Here is a 24,950-nt window from a genome sequence, read left to right as displayed (position 1 = left end):
CCTCCCTACTAATGCTTATTTTAAGTTTATTTTAGCGAAAAAGTGTGATTTTTTTATGACTGAAGCGTTGTGAAACATTAAAGCTAACCTATAACGTGATTAACTTAGTCGCTTGTTCTGGCTCCGTATCGTACAATTGAAAATCATGCTCAACGCCAAAATCTCGTTCCGTCATCATGGAAGCAACCGTTAAATGCGCCAAGGACTTCAAGTTATTATCCTGACTACGATGCCCTAAGTAAATCCGCTTGGTATGCCGGCCAATCACATCCATCAAGGCGTTCGCACCATCTTCATTCGATAGATGGCCCTCATCACCAATAATTCGCTGCTTTAATGGCCATGGATACCGACCCATCCGCAACATTTCTAAGTCATGATTGCATTCAAATAAATAGCCGTCAGCGTCTTTGATTACACCTTCAACGTGCTCTGAAACGTAGCCCGTATCCGTAATAATGACAAACGATTTTCCGGCATGATGTAGTTCATAAAATTGTGGTTCGGCCGCATCATGTGACACGCTAAATGATTCCACGTCGAGATCACCTAGTCCAAGCGTCGTGTTCGGGTCAAAGACATGACATAATTCGGCAGGAACGTTGCCGATTTTATGCGCCATTGCGTCCCAGGTCCCCTGATTAGCATAAACATCCATGCCATACTTCCGCGCTAAAATCCCCGCAGAATGGCAGTGATCAGTGTGTTCATGACTAATAAATAAACTATCGACTTCATTAATATCACGATCGATCGACGCCATTAAATTAGCAATTTTTTTGCCACTTAGCCCCGCATCAACCAATACTTTGTGCTCTGGCGTTTCGATGTACGTCACGTTACCCGTACTACCCGATGCCAGAATGCTTACTTTCATATCATCCGTTGCTAATTTTAATACCATTATTTAGGCTCTTCCTATCTCTGAAATCCATTACTATCTTCATATGATACACGCTTTTAGCGGGGTTGAAAAGCAAGCCACCTGCAAGTGCTCAAACTTAACGTCCACGACTATCGCCATCACGCGGTTAATCTCGTTTACTGTCGTGTATGCGCGCACTAGTTTACCGGCCATTAAACTCACACGAAACCGCGAACATCAACGCTGAACAATCCACGCTACGTCATGCCACCTCGACATTGGCGTATCACAACTAGTCAAAAATCTAGTCACCAAAAAACGGGCCTGTTAGGAAAAACACCCTTCTTCACAGCACCCGTTATTCGACAACGACACCTAGTCGTTAAATTGGTTTTCACTAATCAATTGCATTCCACATCATTCCGACCGTCGCATCTAAACTACTCGTATCACTAGCTGTACTACCGTTCTTCATTGAAGAACCAGTAAAGGCATTGATACGGTGCAGTGTAACGTTAGAACTATTCTTACCCCGGACCGCAAAGATCCACGTTGGGACGTAAACACTACTATCCTTCAATTTCAATAACCGAGAATACCCAAGCTTCGCCCAAACGATCCGGGAACTACTTGCCACCTGATTATATTGATACAACGCAACCAGGGCCTTTTTTTCACTGATCGTAACAGCCTTTTCGCGTAAAGTTTTGACGTGATTGACGTACGTCTGAGTATAACTTGTCAGCTGCTTGTTTTTATTAACAAATAGGTGGACTTGCCCAGCGCCAGTCATGATCTCGCCATCCGCAACCTTTTGAACAAAAACGTAATCGCCGTTAGACGACAAATCCGCATCGTAGACGTACTCGGTTCCATGGATTACATTGGTCCGCTGACTCATAAACGTCGTCAAGTCCGCTTTAGGATTGCGGGTATCGATAGTGGTGGTTGCCCGTAGTGTGCTCACGAGCTTACCGCCACTTTGCACCCGGGCTGTCTGTTCAGTTAACTGACTCAACAATTGTTTGAGACCACTCTCGTTACTGCCCGCAATATAGTAACCCGTCCCTTCGCTCGTGTCCGGGTTTTTAAAGCTAATATTATCTGCGCGCATTTCACGAATTATCGTGGTCGCCGTATCACCAGTCGTTTGTGTCGACTTAGAGCTCGTTTGCACGAACATAAAACCCAAGAAGATATCTAGAACAACAAATGCTAGTAGGAAAATCCACTCAATTCTCCGAAAATTCATGCGGCCACCTCCTAAGATCCACTTAACATCGACGTATATGTCCGCCAAGTGCCATTATAGTAGACATAATACGTCGGCGTCAGGTCGATCACGAGTTTGGACGACTTGTTCTGTGACCATTCGTAGCCAAGTTCAATACTGCCAATTTTACTGTCTTTATAACCAGCGGCCTTCAGACGTTTTAACACACTTGTCGAACTCGGTAAGGTCACCGCTTGCTTCTGACCAGTAGTTGGTACTGGCACCTGCAAACTGTACAGTGAGAAGTAGTAACGGTCTAACCCGTTAGAAGTGAGCTGAATCCGGACATCGCCATTTTCGGTCTGATTAAAGATCGGGAACCCTTCAACATAGCTCCGGTAAATGACACTATTACTCGTTGCGTCAAAACCGTAGTAGCGGATATTATCCATTGGGACACCGAGACTAGTTAACAAATTGAAGCTCTTCTTTAGCTGATTAGTCAGTGATAGGTTCCGCGTGGTTCCTGAATCACTATAATCTTCGAAATACACTGTTCCTAGCTTAGAATCCACCGTCATGCGCTTGTAACTACCCGTTGTATACTCCTGTTTACCACTGCGATTATGCACTGAAACGGTCGAATTACCATCCGCATCTAGTAATCGGTTGGCAATCTCACTCGCGGCCGCTTTACTCATCAAGTAGCTATAATGTTGCATCGTAACTTGCTTTGGATAATCAATATACGTTGTATTATCCTCATAGGTCATCTTGACAGCAATCCGTTTGACCTTGTCGACTGCCAAAACTTTTTTCAACGACGACAGAGATTTTTTCTTCAACCGAACACTATAAATCTCATGATGGTCATCATTCAAAAAGTAGATGTGATTCGTATCATTGACTGGAATCACGATCCGACTAAATTCCGAGGAGCGAAAATTACTGAGATGTTGCTTGAAGACCGTATTAAACATACTGACAGTAATACTGTCAGGAAAGTTCAATACGTACGAATCAGTTCCATTTAAGAGCGCACGGTAGCTTTTTGCTGATGTAATGCGAACTTTAGAGATACTCCGCGCATCCCATTTGCGTAACTGCTCACTAAATTGACTGACTAAGCTGACATTTTTATTAATCAGCAGGGATTGGCCACCCTGACTGTTAGTGTGAATTAATTGTGTCGGTAAATAAATATCATCGATTGTCCGAGTTGTCAACGAAGAGTTCGATGACGTCGTACTAACCTTGCTTTCATGCTCATAGCGTGACGGATTCAACCAGATATACATGGATAAAACCACGCTCAATAAGATCAGAATCGTCAATAAAATGGGTAAAATAAAGCGTCTAAGCTTGTGAGTCGTCATCCCAAAGGTCCTCCTCCTCATAAGGTTCGTATGGCAAGGAGATATAGAACGTGGACCCCTTACCTTCAACACTATCAACCCAAATACGACCGCCGAGCATCTGAACAACTTCTTTTGAAATCGCCAAACCGAGGCCCGTCCCACCTTGGGCCCGTGACCGCGCCTTGTCGACTCGGAAGAATCGGTCAAAGACGTGTCCTAAGTCGGCCCGTGGGATACCCAAGCCTTGATCACTAATACTAATGATCACTTGGTTATGCGTCTCTAACAGACGACAAGTCACGACACCGCCATCAGGTGAATACTTGATCGCATTATTCATAATGTTATCCAATACTTGAGTGAATTTATCGGTATCAATTTCAACCCACAGATCACGCTTGGTAAACTCGCGCTTAATAGTGTAATACTTAGCTGGATTATCATCCTTCTTTAAGATCATATCAAACCGATCAAGCACGTAATTGAACATCTCGTTAATATTGACCAATTCCATATCGACCCGAGTGGTCCCTGAGTCCATCCGTGATAGACTTAAGAGTTCATTGATCATTCGAATCATACGATCGGTTTCTTCTTGAGTGACCTTCAAAAATCCTGGGGCCACTTCAGGATCCTTCCACGCACCATCACTCAGTGCTTCAATATAACTCCGCAAACTAGTCAGTGGTGTCCGTAATTCATGAGACACGTTCGAAACAAATTGTTTCCGGTCATTATCAATCTTTTGTTGTTCCGTGACATCGTGGAGCACACAGACTAACCCACTAATAAACCCAGACTCCCGTTGAATTAACGAGAAGTAGGCATTCAAGATTAGGTCACGCTCGTTCGAAGAAAAATCAAGCATCAATTCATCTTGATTTTCAATCAAATCACGCAATGAATAATCATCACGGATTTTTAAAATATCTAAAATCGAGTTACCGATTGCCTTTTCGGCCGTAACATCCATAAAGTCCGAGGCTGTTTCATTGATGATGGTAATATTACCCCGGCGATCAGTGGCAATCACGCCATCACTCATGTGTGAGAGCACACTATCCAACCGGCGCCGCTCAGCTTCTGTCGACTCTTGCGATTCTTCCACTCGAATCGACAAGTTATTAATGGCTTTAGCCAACTGGCCCAACTCATCATCGCTATAAACTCGGACTTGCCCCGCATAATCACCACGGGCAATTCGTTGCGTCTGCTGCTTCATTTCTTCGATTGGACGAGTTATTGCCCGGGCAATAATGATTGCAATTCCCAGTCCCAAGACCATCGCAGCAAGTGACGCAATCACAAAGATTCCCATAATGTTGTTAATCGTACTGTAGACAGACTTCATATTTGCCCGTACATACAGTACCCCAACTAACTGACTGCTATTACCCGCTGAATTAGAGCTATATAGCGGCACGATTGAAACGTAGTAGCGTCCATTATTCTGAGTGTCATAGGTACTTTTAGTGTAAGTTCGATTATTATAGATCGCATTCTTGACGTTTCGATCGGTCGTTTTTTGTCCAACTACTGACTGATCATTAACATCACTCGTCCCACGAATTGTTCCTTTGCTGTCAACAACTTGGATTTCATCAACATTCGTATTGTTGTAGTTCGACAAAATCGTCTTGATTTGGCCGTTGGCCTTGCGCGTACTGCTGACGGTCAATTGTTCGGACAACGAATTATCAATATAAGTTGGAATTTGCACCGACTGTTTAAAATCCTGGATGTTCTTTGATTCCAACTGTTTCACAAAGATTGCACCCACGATTTCCAACGTAATCAATAATAGAAGGGCAAACACGAGCGCAATTTTGAAATTAATTGTTTTAAAAAAATTTTTCCGTTTAAATCTCAACACGGTTTAGCAACCTCTACTCATTTTCAGGATTGCGGAGATAGTAACCCACGCCCCGCCGCGTCACCAGCCATTTTGGATGACTCGGGTTATCTTCAACTTTTTCACGTAACCGCCGCACGGTCACATCAACTGTTCGGACATCACCAAAGTAATCATAGCCCCAGACCGTCTGCAACAAGTGTTCCCGCGTCATGACTTGGCCGATATGTTGGGCTAAGTAATGTAACAGTTCAAATTCACGGTGCGTTAATTCGATGTTTTCACCGCGTTTGGAAACCATATAAGCTTCTGGATGAATCACCAGATCGCCAATTTCGATGTCTGAATTTTCTTCAACTTCAGCTGGTTGGGCACTTGGTGCACCTTGCCGCCGCAGATTTGCTTTGACTCGAGCCACGAGTTCCCGGTTTGAGAACGGTTTAGTCACATAGTCGTCCGCGCCCAGTTCCAAGCCCAACACCTTGTCTAATTCAGAGTCCTTTGCCGTTACCATGATAATTGGCATATCATAGTTCTTCCGTACTTGTCGAGCAACTTCCAAGCCATCCATCTTAGGCAACATCAAATCTAATAAAATCAAATCAGGGTGGACTTCATCCACTTTTTGTAAGGCTTCCTCTCCGTCAGCTGCAACGTGAACTTCATAGCCTTCTTTAGTCAGATTAAATTTCATGATATCAGAGATGGGCTTTTCATCATCAACTACTAAGATTTTTTTCATAACGATTCTTCCTCCTTAGGGGAAAACAGGTTTACATTTCAATTTTTAGGGTGATTCGCGATATATTACGAGAAAACAGGTCCTTTCTCGTGTCAGGGTTGGTTGAAACTAAATTCAACACTGGTTTTAGTATATCACAAATGTAGTTGGCTTTCTTTGATTGCTAATCCGCGTGGCCGTAGTATTTCCCGGGAAATCATTTGCCAATTCAAGCAACCGTTTTCACCAATTAATTACTCAAAAAAGCACTTTTTTTAAAAAAACTTTCGAAATAGTGTTGTCAGAACTCAAAATTCATGATATTATATTTTTTGTTGAGTTATGGGCAGTTAGCTCAGCTGGCAGAGCAACGGACTCTTAATCCGTGGGTCCAGGGTTCGATCCCCTGACTGCCCATCATATAACCACACTAATCAGTTTTCACGCCGTGATAATCCACCGTGAAAGCTGATTTTTTTATTCCCACAAAAAAGCCTCAGGAAGCACAACGCAAAGTGCGTGTGACGTCCCTGGGGCTTTTTCTAACGATCTAATGTTTACCATCAGCGTAGCTAAGTAACTCAATTGCTAGGATTATTCTTGATCAATATGAAAATAACCTTCAGGAGCTGCACTCGGCTGTGCTTGATGCCAATGTTGGCTACTACTTCCATATTTAGTTGGTTGTGGATCCGGTCCCATTGCAACAAAGCGCCGGCCCAATGCGTCCATAAAAATAACGACCCGCTGATATTCACGCGCAGGTGCAACTAACGTACAATTCTCATGTTTAATGCCGTAAACATCTACAAAATCCATTCCGACCACTTAGCTTTCTTGTTTAGCTGACAACCCGTCACTTCAAATAAAAACCGAACCAGTTAATGATAATGGTTCGGCCCAACAGTTACTATTGTGGTTGAACGTTCGTTGCTTGGGGGCCACGATCGCCCTGTTCTTCATCATAAGTTACTTTTTGACCTTCATCTAAGGTTTTAAAGCCATCAGTTTGAATCGCTGAAAAATGAACAAAGACATCGGTACCGTCTTCACCCGTAATAAAACCAAACCCTTTATCCGCATTGAACCATTTTACTGTACCATTCTTCATTATTAGATAAGTCCTCTCAGAACTGACTGCAGTAACAACATCGTTAACCTTGGGAGTGCCAATCAATCATAACGTTCCACGCGTTAAGTGGCTTAAGTATATCACATCCCTAGTTTTTAATCGCTGAAAACGGTGTGCATAACGTATGACTTTCCTCCATGATTCCTGCATACTGAGGTGTAAAGGGGTGACTAAGTATGCAACACACGACTCGTCAGGCAGCCCTACATATGATCCAAACCGCCCCCGTCTTCACGTTAGCAACTGTTGATGCGGACGGCTTTCCGACCATGGTAGCGCTCAGTCCCTTACCTATCAAACGGAGCCTAGAAGAACTTTACTTCTATACTAGTCGTCAAACTTCAACAACGCAGAACATTCAAAACTGGCGTCAAGCGAGTTTATTCTATTACCAACTGTCAGACTATGCGTCAATTATGCTTCGGGGAAAACTCTCATTAGTCGGTACCAACGTTTTTGAACAAGATTGGCGGGCTGAACTAACGGACTTTCAGCAGCAACTAAATTACAAAGACCCCGTCATTCTCAGTTTTCAGACCAGTTCAATCAAGATTCGTCAGATGATGACGATCGACCATCTCGAACTCGTTGATCAGCCCACTGACAGTGCTGCTCACTTAGACTAGACATTATAAAACTAGCCCTTCTCAGAAGGCCTAAACTAAGCGCCGCAACTAGCATGCTAGTTGCGGCGCTTAGTGCTTTAGTCACCTAACCACGGTCATGGCTCAAAACGTGATACCACTTTCAAGCAACTCATGAACACCGACACAGCCCGCCATTTCTGACGAACATTAAAAATCGATCACCATCAAAACAAGCCAAAACACTTCGTTCATTCACCTTCAGAAGCAACGCCACTTTCAGCCCCGCCAGCCCCCACTTTCATCACCAATATTTGCGAGTCTTGTAAAAAGAGACTAGGCTGTAGTTATGATTAGTATTTTTATATTTATGACTGCTTTATTGCAATTTTTAATGACCGAACTAAGGAGTGTGGACTTATGAAACTTATTAGATTGCGAATTGAAAATGACGCGATGGATATCGCTTATCATCCAGTATCGGGGCAAGCCGCAACGGCTCATTACCTGATTGCCTATAATTCTGATCAAACGATTGGTGAGAATCTAGAGAACATCAAGGTTCGTTTGGCCGGGCTTCAATTTGATGCTGCTATTCTTGAAAACGGACTGTCCTATCCATTCTCAGACACAATCGTCGGTGTCAACTATGATCGCATTGATGTCGGGCTAGCTTTGACTAATTTGCTTAATATCCCAGTCGTTAGCCAAGCTGCCGTTGATCAACTTGGACTAGCAGCCGCAGTTAAAGCTAAAAGTGCCTATTTAAAATGGCATTTGGATTACTACGGCCAATACCACGGTGTCCGTAATAATGGTCAAGAAGCCATGTTGACCATTGGTAACGGTTATTTTGGTCTACGGGGCGCCTTTTTGGAAAGTCACGCCGACAAGGACAATTATCCTGGGACATACGTTGCCGGGGTCTATGATCAAACCACCACGACGGTTCATGACCACCAAGTTAAGAATGAAGATTTAGTCAATTTACCAAACGCTCAGTTCATGACTTTCGGTATTGATCATCAGACTCCCTTTACACTCAACGAACATGATTTACAAGACGCTTATCGGAGCCTTGATTTGAAAACGGGACTCTTGACGACCACTAAATTGATTCAGCTCGCTTCCGGACATCAACTCAGAATCCGGTCGCAGAAAGTCGCCAACATGCGCGATTGGCACCGTTACAGCATTCGTTACCAAGTCACCCCACTCAACTTTGCGGGTAGTTTACAAATCTATACCGAAATCGATGGTAGCGTCGTGAATGGCAACGTTAGCCGCTATAACGTCTTCGATCAGCATCATTTGAAGACCATGGGCATTGAAACGGCTGCTAATACCGTCTACCTTTCTGGTCAGACCAAATCATCACATATCAATTACACGATTGGGGCCAAACTAACTAGCCCAGACATTCCTGCCATTGAGAACTTTAATAGCACGCAACAACCGCAGAGCGTTCAGCAAACCGTTTCACTAGCGGTAGAAGCTGGTAAAACGTATACCTTCGATAAGAACGTCGTCATTGCAACTAGTAATGACCATAGTGATCCCCAGTTGACCCACGTCCAAGCCGAGCTCGACCAGTCCAGTTTTGACAATACGGTAACCACTAGCAAGGACTATTGGGAAACGACTTGGCGAGCCACAGATATTAAGATCCGTGGCGATATTACAAGCCAACGCTTACTGCGCGTCAATATTTACCACAGTTTCGTTTCCGCTGCCGCAATTGAAAGCGGCCAATTAGACGCTTCCGTTGGTGCTCGGGGGCTCCACGGAGAAGCTTACCGGGGACACGTCTTTTGGGACGAAATGTTCATTTTACCATTCTACACGTTGCACCGACCGGAACTAGCCAAACAACTCTTAGCTTATCGTTACCGGCGACTACCAATGGCGCGTAAAAATGCCGTAGCAGAAGGCTATGCGGGGGCCATGTACCCCTGGCAATCAGCATCCAAGGGTGATGAACAATCGCAATTCACCCACTTAAATCCCATTACTAAAACCTGGGATCCGGATAATAGCCGGCTCCAGCGGCACGTCTCGTTAGATATTGCCTACAACGTCTGGTTTTACTATCACGTTACTCAGGACCGTGATTTCTTAACCCATTACGGGATGGAAATGTTGCTATCGATCGCAGCCTTTTGGATCAGTAAAGCAGATTATGACCAAGCTAATGGCCGTTATAACATTAGTGGGGTCATGGGACCAGATGAATTCCATGAAAACTATCCAAACAGCACGACCGCTGGATTGAAGAATAACGCCTATACCAATATCATGGTTGCGTGGCTCTTTGACACGATTACCACGCTTCGGGCGCAGATGCCCCAAGCTGCTTTTCAAGCGGCAGCTCAGGCCGCACAATTTGACTCAACGGCTGAGCAAGCGTTAACGACGATCAGTCATCAATTAACACTTGAAATCAACCGTCGGGGAATCATTGCTCAATTTGAGGGGTACTTCAACCTACCGACGCTTGACTTTCAAGCTTACCGGCAAAAGTACGGTGACATCGCCCGGATGGACCGGATCTTGAAAGCAGAGTCTAAGACACCCGATGCTTACCAAGTGGCCAAACAAGCAGACGCCTTGATGGCCTTTTATAACTTCGATGTCACAACTGTTCAGAAGATTATTGAAAAGATGGGGTATCAACTTCCTAAAGAGTATCTGACCCATAACATTCAATACTATTTGGCGCGCACAACGCATGGTTCCACCCTCTCGCGGATCGTTTACGCCGTTTTGAATCAGCTTGACGATAACGACGATGATGCCTGGAAGCTTTTCTCAGAGGCCCTCGCATCCGACTATTACGACATTCAAGGTGGGACGACCGCTGAAGGGATTCACCTCGGCGTCATGTGTGCGACCTTAAACCTGACGACACGAAACTTTGGCGGGGTCAATCCACTAGGTGCCCACTTACAGGTGAACCCACGGCTACCTGAACACTGGCAAACATTGAAATTCAAGCATCTCTTTCGGGGCGTTCACTACGTCTTCGTTATCGATCATCAACGGGTAACCGTCACTGCGGACCAACCCAGCACGATTATGATTGGAAAACAGCAATACCAATTACAAGCTAAGAAACCACTTTCCGTCACTTATACCGATTAATCTAGGAGGCAACCAACATGGTTAAATTTGCAGCAATCAAGGGCTTTGTCTTTGATCTCGATGGCGTTATCACGGACACCTCTACTTTTCACAGCCAAGCTTGGCACCAGATTGCCGATAAAGTCGGGGCCAGTTGGAATGACCAATTAGCTGACGCACTCAAAGGCATCAGTCGGATGGATTCACTCAACCTCATTCTAGCTCAAGGGCACCGAGAAAATGAGGTCACACCGGCCCAAAAGCAAGCGCTAGCTACGGAAAAGAACACCAATTATTTGCAGCTCGTTAACCAAATGACCCCAGCCAACATTCTACCGGGTATCACCGCCTTTTTGACTGAATTAACAACGGCTGGCTACGCATTGTCCCTCGCTTCAGCATCAAAAAATGCTCCGCTTGTGCTACGTAAACTCGGTCTTAGTGACTACTTTACGAAGGCCGTCGACCCCGCTAGTCTCAAACACGGTAAACCTGATCCCGAGATTTTTCGGCGCGGTGCTGAGATTTTAGGCCTTAATCCAGCTGACTGTATTGGTGTCGAGGACGCGGCGGCTGGCGTACAATCGATCAAAGGTGCTGGCGAAACCGCCATCGGTATTGGTGACCCGACCGTTTTAGCGGCGGCAGATATCAACTTTACCGATACAACTCAGCTCACGCTCGCCAATATCAAGACACAACTAGACTAATAACGTATTTCGATTAAATTCAGCACAAATAAACCGGATTTAGTGACCACGTCATGGTTACCAAATCCGGTTTATTTTGTTTCAATCGATTATTAATCCCGCCGGCCTATCAGGTACATTGCTCACTGAAGCCTCATCAAGACTCAGCTGGCGGCCAGTTCTCAAATCAACTCAAAATGTCGTAATCCTTTAGCGATCCCGTCGTGCATGTTGTCAGCGGTCACGTAGCGCGCGAGTTGTTTGACCCGCGGATGACCATTGCCCATTGCAATCGGTGTCTGGACCATGCGGAACATCTCAATATCATTTAATTGATCACCAAACGCATAGGTCGGTACCTTAGTTAAATGCGCCTTGGTTAAGATATCCTGAATTCCAACCGCCTTGGAGACGCCCCATTGCATAGTATCCAGCGCCCGTGGATTATTCCGAACAAAGTGTAGTCGGCCTCGATACCGCTGCTGATATTGCGCTGCGTTCAACGAATCAAACGTCAGTAAGAAATTAATATGTTGATGTTGATAAAAGTTGGGTATCACCCGGGCCGTTTGTCTGAGCGCCCGATAATTGCTAGTCGTCAATGCATCGCGATGGCTTAACGCAAAACCGGCGTTATTATAATAAGCTAGCGCATTCTGTTGACGATTGGCAAAGTGAGTAATATCGGTCAGAAGATCCTTATCCAGTTCGTGTGCACTCAAAAACTGCCCTTGGTACGCAACGTAACTCCCATTCGCACTGACGATCGAATCGATCCCCGTCGCTGCCATCACGTCTTGAACTTCGAATACGTTGCGACCCGTGGCAATGACGGGCAAGATATGATTAGCTCGTAGTTGCTGGATTGCCCGCACGCTACTAGTTGCAACCGTCTTATCGTCCTGCATTAACGTTCCATCCAAATCAAAAAACACTACTGCTTGATACAACCAATTACCTCCTAATTAATCAGTCACTGGCCAATAACCAGCGTTGCCCACACCCTAACTGCCTTCATAATGGCGTAAATTTAAAATCACCACCAAAGAGCGTTAGTGTTTACTTTTATTATAAGCACCTCATCTGAACAACGCAGACATTCTGTTTATGAGCGCAAAAAAGATGCGTGACCAATCAAGGAAAGCCACGCACCAATATTCCTACGTCTCATTAAGGATCGATGAGTACTTCGTAATACATAATCAATAGCGGGGTGCTATTAAAAAGTACAATTATACTATACGGCTGAACCGAACGAACAATCATCAAGTTCTTGTAAAAATTAGGTAAAGTTTTCAATAAGGCGCAATTGTGTACCACCTAGCATCTGCGTGACAAGGCAGTGTTGAATCGCTTGCGCTAACTTCAATGGCACACCACTCAACTTTAAATCGTGACTCGTCATGGTTCGCGGCTCAGTAGTCACATTGACGATTACCATGACGGTCTGATCAGCTTGCCAATAAAGGTAGCCAATGCCATAATCCGCCAGGTAAAACGGGATAAAGTGGGCCGTATTTAACCACGGGTGCCGCTGCCGCCAATTCGCCCAGTCAGCGACAAACTGAACTTGCGCTTGATCCGCATCCTGCCACGGATAGAATGCCCGGTTATCGGGATCTTTCCCCCCCATCATCAGCGCCTCATCACCGTAGTATAGGCATGGTACACCTGGAAGGGTCAAGAGTAACTGAACGGCCAGGCGCAGGCGTTGGCGATCTTCAGCCAACATGGTCAGGATTCTAGGCGTATCATGGCTGCCGATGTTATTGAAGTTAAAATGAAACGTGGTAGCGGGATAGTTTTCCTTGAGCGTCATTAATTCGCGCCACCATTCCGCTGGCGTTAGCGTACCGTTTAAAACCCGTATAATCAAGCGGCGGAGCGGATAGTTCATGACAGCCTGTAAGCCGCCGCCCTCTAAGTAGTGCCGGCGCATCCCATACGCTAATTTATGAGAGGCATCTTCCCAAACTTCACCGATCAAAACCTTATCTGGGTAACGGTCAAGCGTCCGTCGAATTCCAGCAATGAAATCGTCTGGCAACTCATCCGCGACATCTAGGCGCCAGCCATCCACCCCGCGTTGCGTCCAGTAATCGATGACCGAATCGGGTTTACCAAAGATAAAGTCGCGGTATGTCGGGTCGTCCTTATCGACGGTCGGCAAATCTCGAATCCCCCACCAGCTATCATAGTCGTGGGGATAATGAATGAACGTGAACCACGAATAGTACGGACTCGTAATCGACTGCGTTGCACCGACCGTTGGGTAATGGCCCGCTTGATTGAAATACTTAGAATCCACCCCGACATGGTTAAAAACGCCGTCTAAAATCAGCCGCATGCCAGCTTGGTGTAAAGCCGTGACCAGGTCATCAAAATCTGTCAAATCGCCGACGACTGGATCGATTTTCAGATAGTCACCCGTATCATACCGATGATTACTGCTAGCTTCAAAAATCGGCGTCAAATAAATAATTGTCACACCGAGCCGCTGTAAATATGGAATCTTAGCAATAATGCCCCGCAAGTTGCCACCGTAAAAGTCCCAGCGCAAAATCGCTCGGTGTTCATCCCGTACGTATAGTGGCCGGTCCGTTAACTGCCCATAAATAAAGCTATTCGGCTTGGGGGCATTGACGTGGCCATCCGCGTTGCCATTATTGAAGCGGTCAACGAAGATCTGATAAGCGACCCCTTCACGATACCATTTTGGCAGCGTCTCTACCGCCTTTAAAATCGTCAATTGATACATTTGAACATGCTCACGCAGGACGTATTGGACACCCGGGCCACCATAACCACCGTCTACGCAACCATAATAAGCAGTCGTGGTCGCCGTTTCGATTCGAAAATAGTAAAAGTACAGGCCAACCTGGGTCGGTATAAACGTCGTCGTGTACATCGTGGGACTAATCGGGTGTAGCGGTAAGGCTTGTTCGTCGTCCCACTGACCATCATGGGCCACACACAAATCAATCTGTTTAACCGGCGTTACCGTCTGAACGCTGAGCGTGAATTGAACGGGCGTCTGACAGGTCACGGCACCAAAGGGCGTCTTATACGTGGGTAAAAATGAGTTATACGTTACCTGCATCCGTCACCCTTCCTTTCTTAATTCAGTCGTTCGTGGGGCACTTGCCAAATATCGTCGGCATACCGCGCCACTGCTAAGTCCGCGGCAAAGTGTCCCGAAGCGGCAATGTTCGCTAACGAGCGCTGTTGCCAAGTGGGTTGATTTTGAAAATCATGACTGATCTGCTGCTGTTGGATGACGTAGGCCCGGTAATCAGCTAAGACAAAGAACTCATCGTTATACCGCAGTAATGAATCATAGATCTCCCGGCCAACCGTTGGAATTCCCGGAATCGTGCCATCGACCAAACTATCTAAGAGCCGTTTTAATTCAGGATCAGCATTGTAAAAATCGGTGGCATGGTAGTTACCACGATGATAATAGTCGTACACTTCGTTGACTTTGAGCCCAAACGGGTATTCATTTTCAGCACCCGCCGCTTGCATAATGTCGATATTGGCACCGTCATACGTTGCCAATGATAACGCACCGTTGGCCATCAGTTTCATGTTACTAGTCCCTGACGCTTCCTTAGAGGCCGTTGAAATCTGCTCGCTAACGTCAGCGGCGGGAATGATCAGTTCGGCAATGGAGACACCGTAGTTGGGAATGAAGACGACCTTTAACCGATCACCAATCGCCGGGTCCTGATTCACCATGTCAGCGACGACATTAATGAGTTTGATAATCGCCTTGGCATAGTGATAACTAGGAGCCGCCTTCGCCCCAAAAATGTGGACGCGCGGCACGACTGGCTGTTGCGGATGATCCTTAATGGCAAAATACTCGCGCAAGATTTCAAAGACGTGTAGGAGTTGCCGCTTATAAGCATGCAACCGTTTGATTTGAACATCGTAAATCGCATCGGTGCGAATCTTGATCCCCATAGTACGCTGAACGTACGCAGCTAAAGCCTGTTTATTAGTCAGTTTAACCTGCCCTAACTGGTACAAAAAGTGGTCATCTTGTTGATACGGTAATAGTGTCTGTAATAAATCCGGTTGTCGCCGCCAGTCCGTTCCGATCGTCTGATCAATCAGTTGTGCTAACGGCTGGTTCGCCAATTGAACCCACCGGCGGGTTGCAATGCCATTCGTCTTATTATTAAACCGCTCCGGATAAACTTGATACAGGCCCCGTAACACATCCGTTTTCAGTAATTCCGTATGCAGTGGCGCGACACCGTTCACACTGTGACTCCCGATCACAGCTAGGTAGGCCATCCGTACTTGTCCGTTGCCTAAAGGCGCCGTCTGATCAACGAGCGCTTTGCCAAAAATCGGCGTTTGTTGTTCCCGGTAGCGCCGGTCGATTTCCGCAATAATCTGATAAATCCGAGGTAGCAGGTTTTTAAACATATCGATTGGCCAAGTCTCGAGGGCTTCTTGTAAAATCGTATGGTTCGTGTAACTCATGACTTGCGTCGTTAACGTCCACGCGACTTCCCATGAACAGTGGTGTTCATCCATTAATAGCCGCATCATTTCAGGGATGACTAACGTCGGGTGCGTATCATTAATGTGAATTGCGACCTTTTTGCCTAATAATTTGATGCCATGGTGCGTCGCACAAAAATCACGCACGATACTTTGAACACCCGCAGAAGAGAAAAAGTATTCTTGGCGTAATCGCAGTTGTTGCCCGGCCGAATTAGAATCGTCGGGATACAAGACCTTGGTGATCTCACTGATTCGATCACGCTGATCCTGCGAAGAATAGGTCGCACTAGGTGGTAACTCCGCGGACCACAAACGCAAGGTGTTCGTAATATCGTTGTGATACCCGACGATCCCAACGTCGTAAGGAACCGCTAGCACGTCTTCCGTATTTTCAGATTGCGGTTGTAAGCTACCATCCGCTTGCGGTTGTAACCACACATTGCCGCCGAACTGGACGATGCAGCTCTTGTTATCGCGCCGGGTCTCCCACACGTTGCCATGATGGAGCCAATCGTCGGGTAATTCGACTTGATAGCCATCCATGAAGACTTGCTTGAACAAGCCGTAACGATAGCGGATGCCGTTACCGTTGCCGGCAATCTTCAAACTAGCCATCGCGTCCATATAGCACGCTGCCAAGCGACCTAAGCCCCCGTTACCAAGCGCCGGATCAGGTTCCGCCTGACTGATTGTCTCAAAGTCCAGGCCTAATTCCGTTAACCCTTTTTTGACCGTCGTCAATAAGTTGAGATTCAACAAATTAGAAGCGAGCAAGCGTCCCGGCAAGAACTCGATGGAAAAATAATAGACTTGTTTCTGATGATGATCACGGTAAAATTTAGCTGTTCGGGTCCAACTCTGACTGTTATAGCGCCGCACTAGCTGTCCCAGTGCAATAAATTGCCCAATCGTCGAGGTGTCACTCAGCGATGTTGAATACAAAGTCTCAATTTCACTTAAAAAATCCTTTTTAAATTGCGCACACGTTAATTTCAAATTCACACCCCCATCAAACCTAACGCATTAGCTTCTGATAAGTCGCACGGTACTGCTGTGCAGAATATTCCCAGCCAAAGTCACAAGTCATTGCTTGGTGTTGCAGCTGCCGCCAAACCAGTGGTCGCTGTCGATATAAGGTCACGGCTAGAACCATAATTTTACGTAGGACCGCTGGCTGGTAGTCGTCAAAGCTAAAGCCGGTTCCCTGACCGGTATAGCGATTGTACGGAATGACCGTGTCCCGTAATCCACCGACCGCGTGCACGATTGGTAACGTCCCGTAATGCATCGCCATCATCTGCGACAAGCCACACGGTTCAAAGGCAGAAGGCATGAGGAAAATGTCACTGCCCGCATAGATTTGCTGGGCCAGCTGGGTATCAAATTGAATCGCGGCGACCACCTTTTGCGGATACGCCGACTGATAGGTGCGTAACGCGCGTTCCAATGCTGGGTCACCCGTTCCCAAAACAATGAGTTGCACATCTTGTTGCTGCAAGAATGGATTCAATGCATCTAACAAGAGGTCGATGCCCTTTTGCTTCGTTAACCGAGAAACGACTGCCAATACCGGCACGTTTTTGACAGGCAACCCTAATCGGCGCTGTAAGGCACGTTTATTCTGACGCTTAGGTTTCAAATCTTTAGCCGAATAATTCGCCGTTAGTGCCAGGTCGGTTGCGGGATCGTATAATTGCATATCAATGCCATTAAGAATCCCACTCAGTTTGTACCGATTGGCACGCAGCACCCCGTCGAGGCGTTCCCCAAAAGCTGGTGTCTGGATCTCTTGTGCGTAGGTCGGTGACACGGTATTAACGGCATCTGCAAAGTTAATACCGCCCTTCAGCCAATTCACTTGATCGTAAAACGCCACGCCAGCTTCGGTGTATGTCTCAGTGCCGATTCGAAAGAGACTGTCCAAAATAATCGGATCATAGACACCTTGAAACTGTAAATTATGAATCGTCAGCACCGTTTTAATATCACGATACGCTTCGATCCAATAGTACTTTTCGGCTAGCAAGACAGGAATAAACGCCGTATGCCAATCGTTGAGTTGTAAAACATCCGGAATATAATCGATCCGCTCCATCATTTCACAAACCGCCATCTGAAAGAAGGCAAAGCGTTCACCATCATCCCAATAACCATACAATCCGTCCCGGCCAAAATAATCTAAATTATCAATTAGATAATACTGAACGTGCGCGACTGTCAGAGTTTTAATACCGCAATACATTGCACGTTCACCCACTTGAACAGTAAAATGCGTCACTGGCACTAACTGCTGCTGATATTCGGTCGGCATCTGGTGAGGGTAATACGGAATCACGACGCGCGTCTCGATTCCTTCTGCTTGCAAGGCGCGCGGCAACGCCATACTAACGTCACCCAAACCGCCAGTCTTATAGAAAGGGGCCGCTTCTGCCGCCGCGAATAATACCCTAGTCATGTACGGCCACCTCCGCTTGTTGAAAGACGTGCTGCCCTTTGCTGATGACTAACGGTGTCGTTGAAGTGCCTTTAAGCACTAAGTTGGGCCCAATTACAGCGTCTTTATCGATAATGACGTTTTCTAGCTTACAACCGGCACCGATCCGGGCCCCCTGCATAATGATGGCATTTTTAACTTGGCTATCACGATTAATCAGTACGTCCCGGAAGATGACGGAGTGGTCAAGTTGCCCTTCAATATAGCCCCCAGTACCACATAAACTATCACGACACTGTGAACCAGTCGCAAAGAACGTCGGGATTTCATTTTTGACCTTGGTGTAAATACGGCGCGAACTGTAGAATAACGCTCGGAAATTAGCTTCATCCAAAACGGCCATATTGGCCGCAAAGTAGCTGTTGATATCATGAATATTCGCCTGAAAGCCCGTATATTCAAAAGCATTAGCGTTATGTTGGATGACTGCTTGCCGCATCAATTCCTCTAGGCTGATCATGTCACCCCGTTGATTGGCCGACTGCAATAATTCGATTAAATCGACCGTACTCATCAAGTAAATAGCCATGCTCTTGGCAACTTGTTTCGTCTTCGGGCTAATCTTGGCCTTGCTCATCGGAACGACCGCCGTTGCTTCTCCCTTAGCAGTCAATTGTAAGATTGTATTTTCGGGAATCAAACTAGCTGGATCAACGCGCTTATAAACCGCCGTCACGGGACTGTTACGTTCCTCGTGATACCGTAGTAGCGCCTTTAAATCAATATTACCGACATTGCGAGTACTCATCACTACCGAGTACTCACTCTGGCTGCATTTCAGAAACTGAATCGAATTATCATAGTAATGGTGCAGTAATGCGGCCTTCTTTTCTGGCGCCACTAATTTCAAGTCATTGTATGGGGACAAGAATAGGCCGCCGCGAATTGTGTTCAGGCTCCAGTCACGCCCGCTACGCAAATGGTCAGCCACGGAACGCCCTGACCGCGGGACCGTCACCATCACATTTTGAATCCCCGCATTGATGACACTCGATAATTGAAAATCAACCAACCGATAACGACCACCAAAGGGTAACATGCCAACTGGCCGAACTGCAGTCAATGGTTGTAACGCGTCACTTGGTTCCAGTAAATTAATAATGGCACTCACTTGTTCACGTCTCATGGTTGTTCCACCCCCATCGTTTCGTGATACCCAACAACTGCAATCTTATCAGTCGTACCAATAATCTGGGCATCATCACCAATCACTGCATCTTCGCCAATCAATGCGTGGTCAATCACCACATTTTTTCCAATCGTTGCACCGGGCATAATCATACTGTCAACCACGCGACTACCCATCCCAACTGACACGCGTTGCGATAAGATTGAATGATCAATTTCGCCCGCAACGTAACAACTATCAACGACCATGGCATTATTGACCTGGCTCGTTTCCGTCAAAAACATCGGTGGTAGCACCTCTGCTTTAGAGTAAATTCGCCAGTAACGATCGCCGATATTTAACCGGTTATGGGGCGATAGGAATTCCATATTGGCTTGCCACAGGCTCTTAATCGTTCCAACATCTCGCCAGTAACCCTTAAAAGCATAAGCGTAAACGGATTCATTATTGGCTAGGTATGATGGAATGACATTTTTACCAAAGTCTTCAAGTGACTTATCGGTAGCATAACTCTTAACTAAGTAATCCCGCAAAGTCGGCCAATTGAAGATATAAATGCCCATCGAGGCTTTATCACTCTTAGGATGTTCCGGTTTTTCCTCAAACTCAATGATTCGATCCGTCGCATCCGTATTCATCATGCCAAAGCGTTTGGCTTCTTCGTTAGTCACGTGGATCACCCCAACGGTCAACGAAGCCTTCTTCTCCTGATGATATTTCAGCATAGCGTCATAATCCATCTTATAAATATGATCGCCAGATAAGACGAGCAGGTACTTGGGGTCTTGTTGATCAATATATTCAATATTTTGATAAATGGCGTGCGCCGTCCCTTGAAAGAACTTCTCACCTTCACTAGACGAGTATGGTTGTAAAACCGTCACCCCACCATTTAAGCTATCAAAGCCCCAGCTCGCACCGCTACCAATATGTGCATTCAGTTCTAGGGGTTGATATTGCGTGATAACCCCAACGGTATTCACACCCGAGTTAGCACAGTTGCTGAGTGTAAAATCAATAATTCGATAACGACCGCCGAATGGCACGGCGGGCTTAGCCGTATCCTTCGTCAACTTACCAAGCCGGGTGCCCTGACCGCCCGCTAAAATAATCCCTAACATTTCATCTTGCATGCTTAACTCCCCCTATCACTTTAACTGGTCGAATCAACAATGCACCCATCGCCGGCAAGGTCACGGTAAAACTAGCTGGTTGCCCCCGATACGGCTCATCGACCGCCGTAAACGTCGTCTCTAGTTTCGTCCACGTGCCGCCAAATGCCTGTGCCTCAGTATTGAGCAATAATTCGTAATGGCCACGATACGGCACGCCGATTCGATAATTTTGCCGTTCGACGGGGACAAAGTTGAAGGCCGCCACGACAAAACTGTATTTCCGCTTGGCTTGCCGGATAAATCCCATAGTTGAACTATCGGGGTCATCGGTATGCGTATAAATAATCCCCGCAGGATCGTGGTCCTGTTCCCACAACGGCCGATTGTGCCGGTAGATGGCGTTCAGTTGCGTTGTGAACTGTTGCATCCGATGGTTGAGATCATCCTTTAAGTCAACCCATTCCAGCGCGCTCCAGTCCCGCCACTCTAGAAACTGACCCCACTCTGAGCCCATAAAATTCAGTTGTTTTCCCGGGAAGGCAGCCATATAAGTTAGCATCGTCCGCAAATTAGCAAACTGATTATAGCGATCCCCCGGCATCTTATGCATTAGGGATTTCTTGCCGTGCACGACTTCATCATGTGAGAAGGGTAGGATAAACCGCTCATCAAACATGTACACGAATGCAAATGTCAGTAGATTAAAGTGGTCGTGCCGATATAACGGATCCATCATGAAGAAATCCAGGGTATCGTGCATCCACCCCATGTTCCACTTATAGTTAAATCCCAATCCGCCATTGGCCACCGAACCCGTAACCTGCGGGTAGGCGGACGATTCTTCCGCAATCATCAAGACATCGGGATGGTGGGCTAAAATCGTGGTGTTCAGCTTTTTTAAGAACGCAATTCCTTCCAGATTACGATTATCGCCATATTGATTAACCTGCCCTTCGCGCCCTTCATCATAGTCGCAATACAACATGTTAGAGACAGCATCCACTCGCAAACCATCTAGATGACACTGGTCGAGCCAATATTCGGCGCTTGAAATCAGAAAACTCTGAACCTGCGTCTTACCGAGATCAAAATTCCACGCGCCCCAACGACGGTTATCCGCGCGCTCAGGATCAGCGTATTCAAATGTCGGCGTACCATCATACTGGTACAACGCATCATAATTGCGAATAAAGTGACCCGGTACCCAATCAACGAATACCCCGATATTCGCTTGATGACACTGGTCAACAAAGCTGAGAAAACTGTCGCGATCGCCGAAACGACTGGTTGGCGCAAAGTACCCTAATTGCTGGTACCCCCACGACGCATCCAGCAAATGTTCCATCACGGGCATTAATTCAATGTGGGTATAACCCAGTCGTTTCACATAGGGAATCAGTTCAGCGGCTAATTCTGCATAAGTGTCGTAGCTACCATCAAGATGTCGGCGCCACGAACCTAAGTGCACCTCATAAATGTTAATTGGCCGATTGGCAGCGCGCGACTTCTTCCGGCGAGCTAGCCACAAACTATCGTGCCAACGCATCGTCATCGGCGCAACAACTACGGCCGCATCCCCCGGTTTTCGTTCGAACTGTTGTGCAAACGGGTCAATCTTTAGTTGCACTTGGCCAGTTGGTGTTGTGATCTGAAACTTGTATAACTGACCCGCATGAACGTTCGGAACTTGTCCTTGCCAAATCCCAGTCGCCCCTAATAACTTTAGTGCGCTTGGTTGCCAGTCATTAAAATCGCCAACAACCCCGACCGCCTTAGCATGCGGCGCCCAGACGCGAAATACCGCCCGACCAGATGCGGCCAAATGACAGCCTAAGTAATCCTGACTATTAAATCCTGCGCCGGTATTAAATAAGTAACTTGCATCATTCATTTCCGTAGTTTGTTTAACCAAAGCATCACACCCCCTATGTGATTAACTGAGCAGCTTATAAAATTAATCTTATTATAAGAAGGTGACAGGGTGTTTGCCTATCCTTGATAAGGTCGCCTTACTTAGTGGTCAAACAGGGCACAAACCCCTAAAAGATAACGATTATTATGACTGGTCACCCAGAACGCTGCAAACTGATTCAGGACAACTATTCACAGTTAAGCCCGTGGTTATCCGTTTTATTGCGCCGTTTGCCAAAACATCAAAAAAAGCCCGAAAAAACGCGTTTTTTCGGGCTAGTTGATTTATTCAATTACATTTCTATCAAATTAATAATATTTATCTGACTGATTACTTCCAGTAAGCATAGCGATAAAGGGCGTCTCTCAACAATGTGAAGTGAACCCCACCAACCTTGTTACTGATCAAGTGAGCAGCAGCAGTTTGATAAATTGGTGTGACCCCCTGTTGCTGAGCGACTAGCTTAGCCGCTTGCTGCATCGTCTGATATCGGGCCTTAGTTGACTGCTTATCGGCCGTAATCGTTGAGATTAATTGCTCATATTTCGCATTGTTAAACTTCCCAAAGTTGACAGAATTAGTTATCGAAGCCTTATTCAAGAAATCAACTGGATCTTGGAAATCACTCGACCACGACAACGTGGCAAAGTCAAAGTCACCCTTGCTTAAGGTTGAAATCTCATTTGTCAGTGGTACTGACTTGACATTGACCGTGACACCACTAAGATTTTTCTCAATTGCAGCTTGAATATATTCTGCCACCGACTTATTAATATCATTATCGTTCGTCAATAATTGCAGGGTTAACTTTTGCTTTCCTAAGCTCGCCTGAGCCTTCTGCCAATACGGTTTAGCCTTTGCTGGACTGTATGGATACAAATTTCCGGTATCCGTATTAAAATCTTTCCCCGTTGTCGGGTTCTTGGTATTGCCAGCAGGAACTAATGACGTCGCCGCTACTGAGCCGTCTTTGAGAACGTTCTTAACCAATGACTGGCGATTCAAAGCGTAACTCACAGCACGCCGTAAATCAGTATTCTGCAATGCTGAACGCTTCTGGTTCCACAACATGAAGTAGAGTTGGTTCAGCTTCGTAATCTTCATCTGTTTTTTTAGTGACCCTTGCTCAGCCGCCGATACCTGGGTACCCGTAATCTGGGTAACTTGAACGCCATTGCTTTGGAAGAGGTTCTCGGCCGTACTGTTATTCTTGACCGTCTGTACCTTAACATTCTTGATTCGAACCTGCTTGCGATCATAATAATACGGGTTCTTCACGTATTTCCACGTGTCATTCGTCCCGTTCCAGCTCTTCAAGACATAGGGACCGTTAGAGAGGGTCCGCTTTGACGATGTCCCATACTTATTCCCGTATTTCTCAGTAAATTGTTTATTTAACGGATAGATTTCTGTGGCTAACCGATAGTTGAAATACGGCACGCGCTGTTGCAACGTAATTTGTAACTTATACTTGCCCAACGCTTTGACGCCTAGAGTCTTCACCGCCTTCTTACCAGCCGTGATTGCCGTTGCATTCTTGATTTCAGCAACGTGGCCGACTTCCTGTGACTTGGTATTCGGATCGACCTGGCGTTGCACGGAATAAACGAAGTCAGCGGCCGTGACCTTTTTCCCATTCGACCACTTGGCATTGTGCCGTAAGTTAAAGGTATAGGTCTTCCCATTATTAGTCGGTTTGACGACTTTCTTGGCAATTGCCGGCACGACTTTCCCCTTTTGGTTAGTCGTGTACAACCCTTCCATAAACTGAGCAATAGCGGCCTGACTAGCGATATCGTCGGCCTTATTAGGATCGGCGGTCGCAATCGACTGGGTCGCCGTTACGTTCAACGTCTTCTGCTGACTACTCTGCTGGCTACCGCAGCCAGTTAAGACTAATCCTAGGGCTACAATACCAATACTGCTGATCCATACTCTTTTTTTCATGAATGATGACTCCTAACTTAACGATGATGTCGGTTACTGGCAACGATACTTCGATTGGCGCCGACAACAACACATCAACGGTAAGCCTCCGTTATCCGTGGTAAACCGGTAATTACTGGTTTTCACGACTACCATAACGTTTTGTGATCCTGCGTTCATCATCATGATTCCTCCCCTTAGATTAAAGACTAATTAAGATAAGATTAGCTTTTAAGTTTACATCTGTCAACTAAAAGTTTCGCTCAGCACGCTAAGCCACCATGGTATCGTGCCTTCACTATTCAGGCCGAAATTGGTTTGC

Annotated in this window: 18 protein-coding genes and 1 tRNA gene; 4 read left to right on the top strand and 15 right to left on the bottom strand. The window is 46.2% G+C overall.

The window, feature by feature from the left end:
- Positions 1–88: 88 nt before the first annotated feature.
- The 5 genes from V7R88_RS00195 to yycF form a co-directional block, all read right to left on the bottom strand.
- Positions 89–904: an MBL fold metallo-hydrolase gene (locus V7R88_RS00195; RefSeq protein ID WP_003641659.1), complete on the bottom strand. Its 816-nt coding sequence runs from the start codon at positions 902–904 to the stop codon at positions 89–91.
- A gap of 358 nt (positions 905–1,262) precedes the next feature.
- Positions 1,263–2,117, bottom strand: a complete 855-nt coding sequence (locus V7R88_RS00190; protein ID WP_003646175.1) for a two-component system regulatory protein YycI — start codon at positions 2,115–2,117, stop codon at positions 1,263–1,265.
- 11 nt (positions 2,118–2,128) lie between these two features.
- Positions 2,129–3,454, bottom strand: a complete 1,326-nt coding sequence (locus V7R88_RS00185; protein WP_003646176.1) for a YycH family regulatory protein — start codon at positions 3,452–3,454, stop codon at positions 2,129–2,131.
- A complete protein-coding gene (walK, locus tag V7R88_RS00180) occupies positions 3,435–5,309 on the bottom strand; it encodes a cell wall metabolism sensor histidine kinase WalK (protein ID WP_003641656.1) in 1,875 nt (624 codons plus the stop codon). Before walK ends, V7R88_RS00185 begins: the two co-directional genes overlap by 20 nt.
- Positions 5,310–5,322: 13 nt before the next feature.
- Positions 5,323–6,030 (bottom strand): response regulator YycF, encoded by a 708-nt coding sequence (yycF, locus tag V7R88_RS00175; RefSeq protein WP_003637294.1) that lies wholly within the window; start codon positions 6,028–6,030, stop codon positions 5,323–5,325.
- Positions 6,031–6,353: 323 nt separating this feature from the next.
- On the opposite strand from yycF, the gene V7R88_RS00170 reads away from it, so the two are divergent.
- Positions 6,354–6,426 (top strand) — tRNA-Lys (locus V7R88_RS00170).
- 177 nt (positions 6,427–6,603) lie between these two features.
- Here V7R88_RS00170 and V7R88_RS00165 read toward each other — a convergent pair.
- Positions 6,604–6,828 (bottom strand): hypothetical protein, encoded by a 225-nt coding sequence (locus V7R88_RS00165; protein ID WP_003641655.1) that lies wholly within the window; start codon positions 6,826–6,828, stop codon positions 6,604–6,606.
- A 91-nt stretch (positions 6,829–6,919) separates the two neighbouring features.
- Positions 6,920–7,120, bottom strand: coding sequence for a cold-shock protein (locus V7R88_RS00160; protein WP_003643615.1), 201 nt, complete (start codon positions 7,118–7,120; stop codon positions 6,920–6,922).
- 197 nt (positions 7,121–7,317) lie between these two features.
- Here V7R88_RS00160 and V7R88_RS00155 point away from each other — a divergent pair, with 197 nt between their 5' ends.
- From V7R88_RS00155 to pgmB, 3 genes are all read left to right on the top strand, one after another.
- Positions 7,318–7,767 carry a pyridoxamine 5'-phosphate oxidase family protein gene (locus V7R88_RS00155; protein WP_214334341.1) on the top strand — a complete coding sequence of 150 codons (450 nt, stop codon included), beginning with the start codon at positions 7,318–7,320 and terminating at the stop codon, positions 7,765–7,767.
- 378 nt (positions 7,768–8,145) lie between these two features.
- Positions 8,146–10,866, top strand: a complete 2,721-nt coding sequence (locus V7R88_RS00150) for a glycoside hydrolase family 65 protein (protein WP_214334343.1) — start codon at positions 8,146–8,148, stop codon at positions 10,864–10,866.
- Positions 10,867–10,883: 17 nt separating this feature from the next.
- Positions 10,884–11,555 carry a beta-phosphoglucomutase gene (pgmB, locus tag V7R88_RS00145; protein ID WP_214334345.1) on the top strand — a complete coding sequence of 224 codons (672 nt, stop codon included), beginning with the start codon at positions 10,884–10,886 and terminating at the stop codon, positions 11,553–11,555.
- A 161-nt stretch (positions 11,556–11,716) separates the two neighbouring features.
- On the opposite strand, the gene V7R88_RS00140 is transcribed toward pgmB, so the two are convergent.
- The 8 genes from V7R88_RS00140 to V7R88_RS00105 all read right to left on the bottom strand — a co-directional run bounded on the left by V7R88_RS00140 (position 11,717) and on the right by V7R88_RS00105 (position 24,649).
- On the bottom strand, positions 11,717–12,484 hold the full coding sequence (locus V7R88_RS00140; protein ID WP_214334346.1) for a Cof-type HAD-IIB family hydrolase: 768 nt from the start codon (positions 12,482–12,484) through the stop codon (positions 11,717–11,719).
- A gap of 332 nt (positions 12,485–12,816) precedes the next feature.
- On the bottom strand, positions 12,817–14,634 hold the full coding sequence (locus V7R88_RS00135; RefSeq protein WP_214334348.1) for a glycoside hydrolase family 13 protein: 1,818 nt from the start codon (positions 14,632–14,634) through the stop codon (positions 12,817–12,819).
- Positions 14,635–14,651: 17 nt separating this feature from the next.
- Positions 14,652–17,048 carry a glycogen/starch/alpha-glucan phosphorylase gene (locus V7R88_RS00130; RefSeq protein ID WP_054395889.1) on the bottom strand — a complete coding sequence of 799 codons (2,397 nt, stop codon included), beginning with the start codon at positions 17,046–17,048 and terminating at the stop codon, positions 14,652–14,654.
- 19 nt (positions 17,049–17,067) lie between these two features.
- Positions 17,068–18,507: a glycogen synthase GlgA gene (glgA, locus tag V7R88_RS00125; RefSeq protein ID WP_054395891.1), complete on the bottom strand. Its 1,440-nt coding sequence runs from the start codon at positions 18,505–18,507 to the stop codon at positions 17,068–17,070.
- A complete protein-coding gene (gene glgD / locus V7R88_RS00120; RefSeq protein WP_003641646.1) occupies positions 18,500–19,672 on the bottom strand; it encodes a glucose-1-phosphate adenylyltransferase subunit GlgD in 1,173 nt (390 codons plus the stop codon). The genes glgA and glgD overlap by 8 nt, the downstream gene beginning before the upstream one ends.
- Positions 19,669–20,808 carry a glucose-1-phosphate adenylyltransferase gene (locus V7R88_RS00115; protein WP_003641645.1) on the bottom strand — a complete coding sequence of 380 codons (1,140 nt, stop codon included), beginning with the start codon at positions 20,806–20,808 and terminating at the stop codon, positions 19,669–19,671. Before V7R88_RS00115 ends, glgD begins: the two co-directional genes overlap by 4 nt.
- Positions 20,798–22,681 carry a 1,4-alpha-glucan branching protein GlgB gene (gene glgB, locus V7R88_RS00110; protein WP_225588319.1) on the bottom strand — a complete coding sequence of 628 codons (1,884 nt, stop codon included), beginning with the start codon at positions 22,679–22,681 and terminating at the stop codon, positions 20,798–20,800. The genes V7R88_RS00115 and glgB overlap by 11 nt, the downstream gene beginning before the upstream one ends.
- 351 nt (positions 22,682–23,032) lie before the next feature.
- Entirely contained in the window at positions 23,033–24,649 is a 1,617-nt protein-coding gene (locus tag V7R88_RS00105) for a peptide ABC transporter substrate-binding protein (protein WP_338816281.1), read from the bottom strand.
- Positions 24,650–24,950: the final 301 nt, after the last annotated feature.

It is taken from the genome of Lactiplantibacillus argentoratensis, assembly GCF_037290055.1.
In the GTDB taxonomy this organism is placed as follows: Bacteria; Bacillota; Bacilli; order Lactobacillales; family Lactobacillaceae; genus Lactiplantibacillus; species Lactiplantibacillus plantarum.
Note: the sequence above shows the minus strand (reverse complement) of the source record. Positions and strands in the feature narration are given on the sequence as shown.